The following is a 13,507-nucleotide window of genomic DNA, read 5'->3' on the forward strand; positions in this document are numbered from 1 at the left end:
AAACGAAAGACTGACGTCCCTTCCGACGATACGCCGGCGGGGCGTTAGCTTTCTCCTTCCTTGGCTAGGGCCCGTAGAGGCCGATGGACAATGAACGAAATATTCGGTTGCGGCGTAACGACGTTGCGGCGGATGATCATTGCGGTCATGTCCTTCGACCTCCTTTCTTGAATAAGATAGTGTCTATCATATACGGGTTTGGGAAGCTTTGTCAATATCCCGTCGGCTCAGTCTAGGCTCAGTCTGTCTCGGCTGCCCGCACCTGTCCGGTCAGTCCTTGTACGGATCGAACTCGTCCGCCCCGGCCATGCATACGCCGATCGGCTTCAGCACGTGCAGCACTTCGATCGTGTCGGCGTGAGCGTCGAGCACTTCCTGCAGCTTCCGGTACACGAACGGACTCTCGTCCGTACCGGCTCCGCGAAGCTCGACTCCGAAGGCGCGAACGGCTTGCTTCATTTGTTCGGAAGTGATCTGGCCACCCGTACGCTTGCGGGTTTTCCAATTCATCTTGCCCGCGGCTTGCGTGCGGCTCATGATCCGGCCCGCCCCATGGACGGTGCTGTAAAAGGAATCGCGGTTCTCGTCCGTGTCCTTCCCTCTCACGATAACGGAGATGTCGCCCATGCTGCCGCCGATAAAGCCGAGCTGACCCGGAGCGGACGGCGTCGCGCCTTTACGGACGACGATCGTCGTCTTGCCGACATGGGTTTCCTTCCAGGCGTAGTTGTGATGGTTGTGCACTTCGAAGTCGGCGCTCGCTCCCAAGAGGGAGAGCACCTGCGCGATGACGTAATCTCGTCCGGCGTACGCGTACCGTCCGGCGAGCTTCATCGCCCGGTAGTACAGATAGCCGAGTTCGCTGTCCAGATCGAGCAGCACGGGCGGCTGGTCCATCTTCTCTCCCGGTGCGCTCGCGAGGAAATCGCGTCCGGCTGCAAGGTTCAGGAACCCGCTCGCCGTCTTATGGCCGAAGCCGCGGCTTCCGAAATGGTTGCCGATCCAGAGGCGGCCCGTCTCCGGCTCCTCGAACAGATCGACGTAATGATTGCCGCTGCCGACCGTGCCGAGCTGATCCCGGGCCAGCGCCTTCAGCTTGTCGTGCTCCTGCTTCCCGATCGCCGCGTACACGCTCCAATCGGGATCGTCGAACAGCTCGTGATCCACCTTCTGGTTGTTGACACGTCCGACGCCGAACGATACTTTCCTGGCGATCTGATCCATTACGGCAGGCAGAATCGGCTTAATGTCCGCCGCCAACAGGTTCGTCCGCACTGCCTTGTTGCCGCAGCCGATGTCGTACCCGACGCCCGAGGGCGAGATTTGGCCTTCGTACGCCACGACGCCGCCGATCGGCTGGCTGTATCCTTTGTGATGGTCGGCCATCAGCAGCGCCTGCACGACGTTGCCGTGCTCCGCGCAGGTTTTGGCTTGCGACAGCGCGCCGGCATCGGGATTGCCCCATACCCGCACTCCGTCTATCGTTTGGTAAGTCATTTCTCGTTCTCTCCTACTCTTCGGCGTATTTCTTTTAGAATGACCCGTTTTCTATTAAGGCCGAGCGGAATAAGTCGTCCAGTTTGTCGCCCAATTTCGCGTCGGCCGTTTTCATCTCAAGCGCCGAATTTTCCAGTTCCCGCAATCTCTTCTCCAAGTAATCGTTGATCGGGGCGAGTCTTGGTTCTATGTCCAGCTCTTCGCCCGCTTTTTTGCGCGTCAGCAGTTCGGCCAACGCCTCTCGCAAGCTTCCCTCTCGCGGAATGAGCCGCTCAACGAGCCTATCGAACTCCATCGGAGGCATTTCGCCGTAGCGTTCGATCCATTCACAGGCCAGAACTGGGCGCAGCACATAAAAATATTTCTTGATCCGCACCCGCTCTCCCTGCAAATACTCCCGATAGTTCCCCCGCGCCATGTTGAGATAATGATACATGCAGGACTTCGGGGAGAAAGCCAGCGGAGAAATCCGGCGAAGCTGTTCCGCGACTTCAGATTTCTCGGCATAGCGGATCGGCGATTGCAGCCATTCGAGCAGCGGAGGATTCGACTTGCGGAACAGGTTTAGCGCCTTACGTAGATCCCAGCCGCTAATGTCGAGCTTGTCGCTGATCGGGCGCTCGATGACATCCCGCCTCTCGAAGATCGACAAATACCATTCCGGCTTGCGGATGTAGACGAATCGCACGTCGTAATCGCTGTCCCGGGAAGGGAAGCCCCACGCCCGGCTGCCCGATTCGCAGGCGTACAGAATGCGGATTTGCTCCTCGCTCTCCAGACGCTCTAGTTGTTCGGTTATCGCTTGACGCATGGCTTCCCTCTCCCTTCTTATAGTTCAATCTTCTCGATCGTTTTCACCAGCGAGCTATAGCCCTTCGTCGTCTGAGCGATGTAGCTCAGCACCGTGTCGCTCCAGCCGTAGATGTAGAACGTGTTCGGGTCCTGTGGCGGAACCATGGCGCTGCGGTAAGGCGCGATGTCGACGATAAACGCCTTGACCTGCGGGTTCACTCTGGCGCGATAGTTCGTCAGTTCTCTGTAGAACAGGCTGCCGCTGTTTTGCTGCTCGTCGGTGATGATGACGATCTGGTCGACCTTGCGGCGTTCGGAGAGCAGCTTGCGAACCGGAGCTCCGGTATCCGTGCCGCCGCGTGTCTGAATCCGCTCCGCCTGCGACAGAATGCTGTCTCGGCGCGACGGGTAGGCATCTTCGGCCTCGGTGTCGAACAGCCAGAACAGGGAGTTGCCCTGCGTCTTCTTGTACAGAGCCAGCGCGAACACCGAACCGATCTGCAAATACTCGCCGTCCATCGAGCCCGAGATATCCAGGAAGATCGCCGTACGGTCTTCCAGATCGGGCAAATTGGCGAACGTCAGCTCCACCGCATCCCTGAGCGCGTCGCGCAGCTCCGGGTGCTTCACTTGACGGAACGCTTTCGCGAACCGGAAAGGCAGGATCTTCGCCTTGCTCAGAGCAACTGGATCGGTCAGACGAGCGATCACCGCGTCGAGGTTGCGGCGATCTTCCAGCACGCCCGCGCGCTCCAGCGCGTTCAAGTGACGGAGCAGCGCGAACGTTGGCATCTGGCCGAGCAGCGCTTCCCAGATCGCCTTCGTCGGCTTCACCGCGCCAGTGACGACCTCGTGCGGCAGCCTGCCGGCTTCGATCCAGCGCAGCCGTTCCTCCTCGGTCGAGGCCCGCTTCAACTGCTCAAATGCCTCTACTTGCGGAAGGAGAGTCACGTTCGCCTCTTGGCCCCGCAAGTAACGGAACAGCGCTTGCTGCTTCAGGTCCGCGGGCTTCGGGTGAGCCGTCGCGATGGCGTCGCCCAGGCTGTAGCCCCGGCCGCGGCCGTTGTACTTAAGCGCCCAGTATTCGGACACGCCCGCCAGAAACCGGTTCACTTGCCGTTTCACCGCCCGGCCGCCTTCGCCTCTGCCCATTCCCTTCAGAATGGTCAGGAAGTCGGACAGGTCGGAAGGAATTCGGACGACTTGCAGGAATGCCTTGGCGAACAAATCCGGACGATACTGGGACAGAATCGCCAAGCCATACAGCGGCTGAAGCCGCATGTAGCCCTCGTTCCGAGCGTAGACAAGCGCCTTAGCCATGAATTGCGGGCGGCTCTGCGCCATTTCGCGGTGGAGCTCGTCGGCTTCGGCCAGCAGCGTCTGCTGATCCGCGTAAAACGTGTTGCCGAACGTATTGGTCACCAGCGTCTGCACGTACTGCTCCTCTACGGAGCGGACATACGCCGGGTAGCCTTCTCTATTGCTTATTGTAGGTCGGATGACCGAAAACAGCTTTTTTGCGAAGCTCACTATGATTACCTCCTTAATAGTAGAGACCAGCGAGGAAAGGACAGGGAAGGTTGACTGCAGGACTCGAACCTGCCGTAAAGCCCGGGCAAATCAAATGGTGCGCGCTAAGTGGCGAAGTAGCCCTCCCCGGCGCCTCGCCGGGTCCTATGTGTTTTTAGTAGAGCGAGGAAAAGTTCAAGAAGGCTTAACGGAGAAGCAGGTTTTGCTCCTTCCGCCCTTATCTTGGACGAAGTAGCCCTCTCGAGCGCCTCGCTCTTGGTAGCGTAGGAATACGGCAGTTGAGGAAAAAGGCGGAAAGGCACATGCTGCTCTACCTACTGAGCTATCCCGCTGCGCGAGAGTTGGATTCGAACCAACGACAGGCCGATTAAAAGTCGAAGTAACCCTTCCATGCGCCTCAACTGCGCTTTACTTCTTGGCCGCGCTTGCAGCCGTTGTTTCATGCTCTTATCTTCGCTCATTTCCACCCGATCGAACATGGCGAAAGTATGACGACGAGCCTTTTTTTGTTTCAGGTCGCGGCAGCAGCCGACTTGCCCCGATAAGGCGTTTTCGTGTATCGATTCGATACGGAAGAAGCCGCGATCGCTTCAGGCTTCACACGAGCCGACAACCCCATCGCCTCGATCCGTCCGACCAAATCCGCGACGAACGCCGAGGTCCGGTTGCGCTTGGCGTCCGTTCCCGCGTCGATGTCGATGAACAGCTTCAGCTCCGCGCCCTGGTAAACGTAAGGCAGGAGGATATCCTCGAGCTCGGCGCGTTTGCTCGCGTCGAAATACGAAGCGATCTCTTGGCTGAGCGTCGTCTCCAGACTAAGCTTCTCCTGAAGAGAACGGATTTCCCGCGGCAGAATGACCTGCCGATAGCAGAACCAAGCGCCTCTGCCCGGTCGGAAAATCACGACGGACGTCACGAACTTCGTATGTCCGGCGTGAACTTGAGCATCCGTGCCTACCATCAGTTGATAGGCCGCGCGCGGATCGGTGAGCATAAAGCTGCGAATACGCGCGAACACGTCGTCCATCGTCAGCTCTTTTTCAGAGACGTTACGGAACGTTTTTTCGTGGATCATAGGGATTTGTCTTCTCTGCATAAGTGTCACCTGTAACGCAAGGTCGGCTTCTTCCTTTCTTTATAAGATTATTTGGCGGGGGCAGCAGGAGTCGAACCTGCATATGCGGTTTTGGAGACCGGTGTTCTCCCTATTGAACTATACCCCCATGGCAGGGTTGGCAGGGCTCGAACCTGCGACCGTCCGATTAACAGTCGGGCGCTCTACCCGCTGAGCTACAACCCTATGGTCGGAACGGCAGGATTCGAACCTGCGGCCTCTTGCTTCCAAGGCAAGCGCTCTAGCCAAGCTGAGCTACGTCCCGATAATGGCGGTCCCAAGGAGGATTGAACTCCTGCTTCCGCGCTGACAACGCGGCGTTCTTCCACTGAACTATGAGACCGTAATGGAGGCGTGGACGGGACTCGAACCCGCACATCCGGACGTGAAAGGCCCGTGTGTTTTTCCTTTTCACCACCACGCCGTGGAGGACAGGAGCGGGTATTCCCCGCCGATCTGTCGGCCGCCGAATCGCGGCAGCCTATCTGATAACGCCTATCCAGGTATGGATGCCCGGGCAGGAATCGAACCTGCGATCGATGATTCAAAGTCATCTGCCTTGCCGCTTGGCTACCGAGCAACAGTTGGGGAGACCAACCAGACTCGAACTGGTACTAACGGATTCACAGTCCGCCGCGTTCGCCCTTTCGCCATGGTCTCCAAAATAAAAAGCTATCCGTTGTCCCCACCTCGCTCCCCCGTTGAACTGAGAAAGAAGGATTCGGAAACCGGATAGCTCGATTCGCACCGCGAGAATGTTCTCGCTATGAGAAGGTAGGGCAGCTCTGCCGGTCATCCGGCAGACGTTGCCTTCCTCTCGCGAATCGGCTATCCTCTGTCTCGATCTCGTGATCCTGATGACGCCAATCTCGTTCATATGGATAAAAATTGTTTTTCACGGTGCTCGCCTCTTTTCTAAAATGGATTGTTGTTGCTATATGTACTTTGTAGGGGCCAAGCCTATTAAAAAAAGACCCCTGTCGCCTTCGTCTTCTCCTATGCTTAGGCTTGTGCCCCATAGAAAAAGACTACCGGCCTCGGCAGTCTTTACAAGAACGCTATGTATGCGATCGCGAACGGAGTCAGGCTGTTGAATACAGCCGGTCAGCCGCAACGGATCTTCTGCGCTTGTAAAGAAGGCCTCTATGAAATGGAATGCAGGAATCATGCGTCTCAAGCCATTGCTCATGGAACTGTTCCGCATAGACTGCCGGTTGGTTTGCCCAATCGTGTCGATTCATCGCTTGCATGGTCCTGCACTCCTTTCTAGATTCAAGATTTGTTCGTAATCCTAACATCTCATCTTTAACCATGTCAACCATTCATTTCTTAAAATGCAGAGGAAAAAGTTGGGAAAGGTATTCACCACGCTTCCGTCGCAGCTTTCTGCGAGGGAGGCGGATTGGATTCGAACCAATTTACACCACCGAAGTAACCCTTCCAGGCGCCTCTGCAACCGCGAGTCCGCTGCCTTGCGGCCTCGGCTTCACAATCTGATTTTCGCCGATAATCGGGGTCTCGAACAGGGCGAAAGTATGGCAAACCTAGAAAATGATTCATTTTCGCCGTTGAGGCCAACACAAAAACAGCCGCGATCCGGCGAATTGCCGAATCAGGGCTGCTTCGTTTGTGCTGCGATTGGTGCTAGTAGGCAAGCGTAAACAGTCCGTTAATATGGCTCAAATAGCGGGCGTTGCTCGCTTTTTTCATCAGGGAAGCCGGAAGTCCGCGCAGCTCGATGCCCGTCTCGCCGACGGAGCCGATGCCGTCTTTCCGCCCCAGACTGGCCAGCGTACCGGAGAATACCGGTTGGAAGCTGTCCATCTTCATTCCTTTGAAAGCCGCGGCGATGTTGGCACCGACAAGCTCACCCATCTGCCAGGCCAACTGCGCGGTTGGCGGGTAAGGACGGCCCTCTGGCCCGAAGACGACCGCACAGTCGCCCGCCAGGAAGACGTCGGGATGGGACGTGGATTGCAACGCTTCAGTGACGGTTGCGCGGCCGCGATTGACTTCGATGCCGCAATTGGCGACGAGCGAGTTGCCTTGAACGCCGCCGGTCCAAACCAACGTGTTTGTATCGATCGTCCGGCCATCCTTCAAGGTTACCGTCTGGCCTTTCACTTCGGTGATCGGAAGGCTCGTCAGGAATTCCACGCCGCGCTTCTCCAAGCTGGTCACGGCCCGTTGAATGAGCTCCGGCGAGAACATCGGCAGAATAGTCGGCATCGCTTCGACCAGGTATAGCGAAATATCCGTAAAATCAACGCCGTTCTGGCGGCAGATGGCCGGCAGCTCGTCGGCCAGTTCGCCTACTAGCTCCACGCCGGTCAGACCGCCCCCTCCGATGACGAACGTCGCGTCCGCTCTGTTTTTCGACTGGGCATACGCCTTGATCCGTTCCTTCACATGGACAAAAATGCGATTCGCATCCGACACCGATTTCAGGATGAGACTATTCTCTTGCAGCCCCGGAATGCCGAAATAGTTCGTTTCGCTTCCCAGAGCAAGCACCAACGCATCGTAACGATAGGAGGAGCCGTTCGTCAACGCCACCTTCTTGCCTTCGACGTCGATCGATTGTACTTCCCCTACCGCGATATTGACTTGTTTGCCCTTAAGCAATTTCTCCAGGGGAAGAGCTACCGCTTTCTCCGACACGTTGCCTGCGGCCAGCCGATGCAGCTCCGTAATAATCTGATGCGTGCCTGCGCGGTTGACGACCGTAATGTTCGCCTCGCCGACCGTCAAATGCGCTCTTGCCGACAGGGCGCTAAGCAAGCCGCCGTAGCCGCCCCCGAGAATCAAAATTTCTTTGCTCATCTATAGTCCTCCGTTCTTCGCCTGTGTGTGGGTCGTCTTAGTTCTGACCTTGTTTTCTCTCGCCCAGGATGTTCAGATAAGCTTGGCTGAAGCGAAGCATTCTTTGCAACTCCGGATCCTTCAGCAGCTTCAACATGCCGAATACTCCGATCGTTTCGTTGCTGGTGTCCGCTCTGTCGCTCGCTTCGATTGCCGCGGACGCGTATTCCTTTACTTTCTCGCCCAACGGCTTGGCGACTTCCTGAATGCCGCCGACGATATCCTGAATCAGCACGCGATCCGCGGCCACCTTCTGGGCGACATCGTAAATATTCGTCAGCACGGACATCATCTCGGCCAACTTCGGCAATTGATCCACCAAGACGGTAATCGCTTGCTGCACTTCCGGTTTCATCAATTGATCCAGCACATCCAACTTGGCAGCCGCTTCGGATACGGCCGTCTCCCGCTCGACATTCGCTACAGTCGCTTCGGACATTCTGTTTCCTCCCCTAGGTGATGTCATAAATCCTAATTCAAGCATTAATTGTGAATTAAATCACATTTATATCTATATTTTATCTCATTAACGACATTTCGTATAGGTAATCCGGCGGAACCCTGAAGATAAAATATGCGGGCGATGAACGCGGCGCATTTCTATTAACCTTCAGGCTTGCGCTTCAACAGCTGTGTCTGTGCCTTCACCGATAGCGGAATACTCACGTCCCCCTCCAGTAACGTAACCTTAACTACTCGTAAGCTTCTATCTAAAGATGTAATTTTCCGCGTGTTCACGACGGTCCCCCGATCCGTTTTCCGTTACGCAAATACGTACCAGGGCACAAATTATTATATGGTACGTTTTTGCGTATAGTCAATGAGAAGTTGGAGTGAGGCACTTGGCCAAAAAAGTGGTTGTCAAAATATCCGATTTAATCAAACAACGCGGAATATCCTTGAGGGAGCTTTCACGCTTGTCCGATGTTCGTCACGCCGCCTTAAGCGAGCTTGCCAACGGCAAACGCGCCAACATCAACTTCTCCCATATTGAAAAAATCGCCGATGCTCTGAGCATCAGCGACATTCGGGAGATTATTGATTTCGTTGAGGTAGATGATTTCGAACACGGATAACTCGGCGATTTTCGGAATCCTAATAATCCTCCCTAATCAAAAGATTCCGGTACGGATACTTGCTGAACTTATAATCAAACAACAAAGCAAACCCCGAGCTTTCAATCGAAACCGACTTCAAAGCAGGAGTACGGACGTACAAGCGGATCATCCGAGCTACGACTCTGGCATCCCGCCGACGGATAGCTCTGGCTAGCGCCAGAGCAAAAGTACGGCAGCTAGCGAGCTTACGATACAGAGGCAGCACGCTGCGAGCGATGGAGCGGTGTGCCCGCGTCTCGAAGAAAAATCGGACGGAGCCGGGAGGAATTGTCGTTCCGTTCGTGAAATGAACGCCGGACCGGGGAAACGGAAACGTGATGAAATAGCCTATACCATTAGTGCCGAGCTCATCCCCAAGGGATGGCGATACTAGCCGCAGCAGCTTCTGCATACGCTCCAGATCGCCTGACTTCACCACCTTGCTCCACTCGGCGGCATATGCGGGACGATTAGCAATTGCTTTATAGAAAGGCAGCATCGCTTTGGATACGCTGATCAAGACGTCCGCCGTTATCCACCGCTTTGGCTTAACCCTTTTAACCATAGAAGCACCTCACAGATGGATGTCTTCCTCCATTCTATGAACGATTGCCTATACACGCTTGGGCTGTGCCGCTGCTTCTCGATCCCTCCTGATTTTTCAAGAACGACAAAAAACACCGCGCATGCAGAATTAAGCTGCGTACGCGGTGCTTCCACGACTGATTCGTTTCCAATATTTCGCACACAAGATCATACTTTAAGCTGGTTAGGGCTCGTATTCTCTATCGTTGCAAGCATTTTTTCACTTCTCACCATTTCGGCTTTGCATTGGGGACAGATGGGAACGATGGAAAACGTGAAATTATCTCTCATCCAGCCCTTGCAGTTCTCTCCGGCGCACATCCAAATGGCGGTGATCTCTTCCGGCAGCTCTTCCAACGGTCTTTTCCGAGAATAATACAAGTACATTCCCACTTTCTATTTTGAAATGGATGCCGCGGTAAAGAAAGTGCCCCAAACCTTGGTTCGGGGCACGTTCTTATTTACAGCTTGACGACATTCTCGGCTTGCGGGCCGCGGTTGCCTTGAACGATGTTGAATTCGACTCGTTGACCTTCGTCCAATGCTTTGTAGCCGTCGCCGACGATTGCGCTGAAATGAACGAATACGTCGTTGCCGCCTTCAACTTCGATAAAGCCGAAGCCCTTGTCTGCGTTAAACCATTTTACTGTTCCGGATTCCATACTGATTACCACCTTAATAGTATTTACATGATCTTCTTATTCGATTAAAAATAAAAAATTCACATATCGTACAAGGTTATTAACATAAAAGAATAACCCTCTACGTTATGTGAATTAGGTCATACGTTCTATAGAGCTATTATACCCCATCTCCTTACAAATAGCCAGCATCAATGTGATTCACTCAAAATTCCATTTCCCCCACCTTCCGTAATTGCTACAATGAAACTTATATGGAAAACGGAGAGAACGGAGGAAACGTGGATGGCTCGGGAAAGCTTCGACAAAGAGGTGCAGTTTCTCAGGCTGCTGGCGTTAGCGGGCGGCGCGTATAACCGGCAGCAGTTCGCCTCCCGCCTGGGGATTTCCGTTCATACGTACGACAAAACGCTTCGCTATCTCAAGGACATGAGAACATCCCTGCAGCCTCTCTCCGCGGCTCAGGAGTCCGACCTCGCGGAGGGACTGCGTTACAATCATTACGAATCGGCGGACCCGCTGCTTCTGTTCCTGTTCCGTGCCAAGTCGCTTAAGGAGTCGGAAAGCGTGCGGCTTTCCTTGACGATCACCCTTCTGCAGGATCGGGAGCTAACCGCCAAGGAACTCCTGGATGCATGCAGCGACAGTATGCCTCTGGACTTTCCTTGCCCCGACGAGAAAACGATTCGAGGAGACCTGAAGTATCTGGAAGAGGTCGGCGTCATTACGCGTTGCGAAGGCGGGCGCCCCTACCGGTACCGGGCATCCAACGACTTAATCGATTGCCTGTCCGACGAAGAACTGCTCGACCTGTACGACTACGTCGATGTCATGGCCAACACTCAGGCGCCGGCCGTACAGGGCTATCTGCTCCGCGATACGCTTAAGAAGGCGCTCGGCCGACGAGGATTCGCCCCGGAAGCGGCCGAAACCCATCTGTACAAGTACCACTACCATTCCCGCATTCTCGACGAGGCGCATCTGCATTCGATTTTCCAAGCGATCCGGGAACGGAGACAGCTGCACTTTCTCTACCTGTCGCCCAAGAAGGGGAAAAACTACGCCTCGAAAAATACGAATCCTCTGTTCGAGCGCGAGTCAGAAGGCAGCGACGAAACTACTCTTCCGCTGCTCGTCATCTACGATCACCAATACGGACGATGGTATCTGATCGGCCATAGCGCGAAGCTCGGCATGATGAAGTACCGCATGGAGGGCATTACGCAGATCGAGACGGGGGATGCGGTGCCGGAAACGGACTTCGTCGAAAGACTCGAACGTGCGCAGGCACAGCTTAAGCGAAGCTGGGTCACGGATACGCTGCGGCCGGTGAAGGTCGTGGCCCGCTTCTACAACCCCGATCGCTCCGGAGCCAACTTCGTTCGGGACAGAGTGGAGGCGCAGGGCCAGTGGGGCACTATTCGCGAGGAGTCCGAGTCGACTTTTCTCTATGAGATAACGGTTAACGGCATTTACGAAATTAAACCGTGGCTCAGAAGCTTCGGGTCGAGCTGCGAAGTGCTGGAGCCGGCCTGGCTTCGCAAGGAGCTGGGCGCGGAATGGGAGGAGATCCGGGAGTATTATGAATCCTTTCGAGAAAATATTTAACTACCAGATCATTTCGCGGCTGGACGAATCGAACGCCATTGCTTTGACTTCGCAGGAACGGGCCTGGCTCCGGACGGCGCTGGTGCACGACTCCTCGGCCGACGCGTTCACTCCGGAGACGCTGGGTAAGCTAAGGCAGCTCCTGCAAGACGAATCCGGCACCGACCACCGCATGATCGTCGAGAAGGCCAAAAACGCCGAACGCCAAGTCTACCACCCACTCCTGCGCACGCTGAGACGGCTGATCATGCAAAATAAGGGCATGCTGCTCACCTCGCGGATCAAGCACGGAGGAATGAAGGCGAACCAGCCCGGACTCCCCGTTAAGCTCGAATACAGCATGGTCAAGAGGGAGTGGTACCTGCTCTGGTACAGTACGCGGGGTCGTGCCTTCATGGCGACCAAGCTGCAGAGCATCGTCTCGATCGAGGAAACCATTCTTCCTCCCGAGCGGGTTGAGGAGCTGAGAGGGCGAGTGTCTGCCCTGCTGGAAGAACGAAGGAGGCAGGCGGTCATCGAGGTTGTTCGCACCTATAGCGGCGAGCTGTCGCGAATTCTGTACGCATTCTCGTGCTTCGATAAGTCGGTTAGCTATGACGAGAAAGAAAATCTGTATCGCATTCATGTCACTTACCTGGCCGACGAAGGCGAGTTTCTGCTGTCCAAAATCCGGTTTCTTGGCCTTCGGGTGAAAATCGTGGAAGGCGACGAGCTGCGCAGGAGGATGCTGGAGTCGGCGGAGAAAGCATTGGCAAGGTACGGGAACGAAGCTCATCGCGCAGAACAGACAGAAAAGCCGGCCTTATGAGGCCGGCTTCCTTCTACTTCCGAGCAATGCGCGATTGCAGCTTCGCTTCGACTTGAGCGAACGTCATCCGGTCCAGACCATCGACGAGGATGTCCGCTTCCGAGAAGTCCATCTGCGCCGTCACCGGGTTCGGGACGGCCAGACCCCACAGGCCGGCGGCTTTCGCGGCGCGAAGTCCGTTCATCGAATCCTCTATGGCGATCGCTTCGTCCGGCTTGACTCCCAGCGCCTCCGCGGCAAGAATGTATAGCTCCGGGTCCGGCTTGACCCGTTTTACGTCGTCGGAGGAGCGAACGACTTCGAAATAACCTCGGATTCCCTGTCTGGTAAGATGGTCTTCTATCCAAGCGAGGTCCGAGCTGGAGGCAAGACCGATTTTCCAACCGAGGCCGCGCGCCTCTTCCAACCGATCCAGCACGCCCGGACGGAGGGACGCGCTCTGCAGCCGCTCGACGTGCCTCTCCCGGAATAGCTTGTGCAGTTCATCCTTGTCCAACGATTTCCCCGTTCTGCTCTGAAGGTCCGCATAAGGATCGAACCCCCCGTGCGTTCCGATGCATACGGCCCAAGTCTCCAGCGCCAGCTCCTGCCCATGGTCCGAGTAGATGCTGCAGATGGACTCGTAAGCGCTAGTCTCGGTATCCATCAACGTCCCGTCAAAATCGAACACGACCGCTCTCAATGCCACTTTGCTCCCACACTCCCATTTCTCTATTTTGCGTTTACGCTTCTATTGTACCTGAAGTTGGAGCTTTGCGCCCGCTGGGTGGGAGCCGCAGAACGCGAAAAATCGGGGGCTCCCTATAGGGAAGCTCCCCGATGGTCGTTTGGATGACGGTTATTTTGCCAGCGCCCCTTCACCCGTTGTCGGGTTTTTCGGCTTGCGGTGGAAGAGACGGTCGGCGCCTTTGTGGATGAGCGGGAGCACGTAGCGGTCAAGTCCGAAGCGTCCTGCGTTCGTTCCGGCGACGAC

At 55.6% G+C, this 13,507-nt stretch carries 13 protein-coding genes and 8 tRNA genes; 3 read left to right on the top strand and 18 right to left on the bottom strand.

From position 1 onward, the window contains the following. Positions 1-270: 270 nt before the first annotated feature. The 14 genes from ACESLM_RS21865 to ACESLM_RS21930 all read right to left on the bottom strand — a co-directional run bounded on the left by ACESLM_RS21865 (position 271) and on the right by ACESLM_RS21930 (position 8,234). Positions 271-1,497: an RtcB family protein gene (locus ACESLM_RS21865; protein ID WP_372634291.1), complete on the bottom strand. Its 1,227-nt coding sequence runs from the start codon at positions 1,495-1,497 to the stop codon at positions 271-273. 34 nt (positions 1,498-1,531) lie between these two features. Beyond that, the gene (locus tag ACESLM_RS21870) at positions 1,532-2,308 is read right to left on the bottom strand and encodes a nucleotidyltransferase domain-containing protein (RefSeq protein ID WP_372634293.1); all 777 of its coding nucleotides are present in this window, start codon (positions 2,306-2,308) and stop codon (positions 1,532-1,534) included. A 17-nt stretch (positions 2,309-2,325) separates the two neighbouring features. Continuing rightward, positions 2,326-3,819: a TROVE domain-containing protein gene (locus ACESLM_RS21875; RefSeq protein ID WP_372634296.1), complete on the bottom strand. Its 1,494-nt coding sequence runs from the start codon at positions 3,817-3,819 to the stop codon at positions 2,326-2,328. A 331-nt stretch (positions 3,820-4,150) separates the two neighbouring features. After that, positions 4,151-4,215 (bottom strand) — tRNA-Ser (locus ACESLM_RS21880). 115 nt (positions 4,216-4,330) lie between these two features. Next, positions 4,331-4,894 carry a ribonuclease H-like YkuK family protein gene (locus tag ACESLM_RS21885; protein WP_372634299.1) on the bottom strand — a complete coding sequence of 188 codons (564 nt, stop codon included), beginning with the start codon at positions 4,892-4,894 and terminating at the stop codon, positions 4,331-4,333. Positions 4,895-4,967: 73 nt separating this feature from the next. Further along, a tRNA-Trp gene (locus ACESLM_RS21890) sits at positions 4,968-5,042 on the bottom strand. Between the two features lies 1 nt (position 5,043). Further along, a tRNA-Asn gene (locus ACESLM_RS21895) sits at positions 5,044-5,119 on the bottom strand. A 1-nt stretch (position 5,120) separates the two neighbouring features. Next, a tRNA-Pro gene (locus tag ACESLM_RS21900) sits at positions 5,121-5,198 on the bottom strand. Positions 5,199-5,202: 4 nt separating this feature from the next. Then, positions 5,203-5,276 (bottom strand) — tRNA-Asp (locus ACESLM_RS21905). Positions 5,277-5,280: 4 nt separating this feature from the next. Further along, positions 5,281-5,357: transfer RNA gene (locus tag ACESLM_RS21910), tRNA-Glu, on the bottom strand. Between the two features lie 82 nt (positions 5,358-5,439). Next, a tRNA-Gln gene (locus ACESLM_RS21915) sits at positions 5,440-5,513 on the bottom strand. A gap of 5 nt (positions 5,514-5,518) precedes the next feature. Next, positions 5,519-5,593, bottom strand: a tRNA-His gene (locus ACESLM_RS21920). 984 nt (positions 5,594-6,577) lie between these two features. Beyond that, positions 6,578-7,756 carry an NAD(P)/FAD-dependent oxidoreductase gene (locus ACESLM_RS21925; protein WP_372634302.1) on the bottom strand — a complete coding sequence of 393 codons (1,179 nt, stop codon included), beginning with the start codon at positions 7,754-7,756 and terminating at the stop codon, positions 6,578-6,580. A 37-nt stretch (positions 7,757-7,793) separates the two neighbouring features. Further along, positions 7,794-8,234: a DUF1641 domain-containing protein gene (locus tag ACESLM_RS21930; RefSeq protein WP_372634304.1), complete on the bottom strand. Its 441-nt coding sequence runs from the start codon at positions 8,232-8,234 to the stop codon at positions 7,794-7,796. A gap of 403 nt (positions 8,235-8,637) precedes the next feature. Here ACESLM_RS21930 and ACESLM_RS21935 point away from each other — a divergent pair, with 403 nt between their 5' ends. Continuing rightward, positions 8,638-8,871, top strand: coding sequence for a helix-turn-helix domain-containing protein (locus ACESLM_RS21935; RefSeq protein ID WP_372634307.1), 234 nt, complete (start codon positions 8,638-8,640; stop codon positions 8,869-8,871). Positions 8,872-8,890: 19 nt separating this feature from the next. Here ACESLM_RS21935 and ACESLM_RS21940 read toward each other — a convergent pair whose 3' ends face one another. From ACESLM_RS21940 to ACESLM_RS21950, 3 genes are all read right to left on the bottom strand, one after another. Next, complete coding sequence (locus ACESLM_RS21940) at positions 8,891-9,412, bottom strand: hypothetical protein (RefSeq protein WP_372634309.1); 522 nt, start codon at positions 9,410-9,412, stop codon at positions 8,891-8,893. 233 nt (positions 9,413-9,645) lie between these two features. Continuing rightward, positions 9,646-9,864 (bottom strand): cold-shock protein, encoded by a 219-nt coding sequence (locus ACESLM_RS21945; protein WP_372634312.1) that lies wholly within the window; start codon positions 9,862-9,864, stop codon positions 9,646-9,648. A gap of 74 nt (positions 9,865-9,938) precedes the next feature. Continuing rightward, positions 9,939-10,139: a cold-shock protein gene (locus ACESLM_RS21950; protein ID WP_094042991.1), complete on the bottom strand. Its 201-nt coding sequence runs from the start codon at positions 10,137-10,139 to the stop codon at positions 9,939-9,941. 264 nt (positions 10,140-10,403) lie between these two features. Here ACESLM_RS21950 and ACESLM_RS21955 point away from each other — a divergent pair, with 264 nt between their 5' ends. Both ACESLM_RS21955 and ACESLM_RS21960 read left to right on the top strand, forming a co-directional pair. Next, the gene (locus tag ACESLM_RS21955; RefSeq protein ID WP_372634315.1) at positions 10,404-11,726 is read left to right on the top strand and encodes a helix-turn-helix transcriptional regulator; all 1,323 of its coding nucleotides are present in this window, start codon (positions 10,404-10,406) and stop codon (positions 11,724-11,726) included. Further along, positions 11,701-12,534 carry a WYL domain-containing protein gene (locus ACESLM_RS21960; protein ID WP_372634318.1) on the top strand — a complete coding sequence of 278 codons (834 nt, stop codon included), beginning with the start codon at positions 11,701-11,703 and terminating at the stop codon, positions 12,532-12,534. Before ACESLM_RS21955 ends, ACESLM_RS21960 begins: the two co-directional genes overlap by 26 nt. A gap of 13 nt (positions 12,535-12,547) precedes the next feature. Here ACESLM_RS21960 and ACESLM_RS21965 read toward each other — a convergent pair whose 3' ends face one another. Next, complete coding sequence (locus ACESLM_RS21965) at positions 12,548-13,222, bottom strand: HAD family hydrolase (protein WP_372634321.1); 675 nt, start codon at positions 13,220-13,222, stop codon at positions 12,548-12,550. Between the last annotated feature and the right edge of the window lie 285 nt (positions 13,223-13,507).

The organism is Cohnella sp., from assembly GCF_041641335.1.
Classification (GTDB): Bacteria; Bacillota; Bacilli; order Paenibacillales; family Paenibacillaceae; genus Cohnella.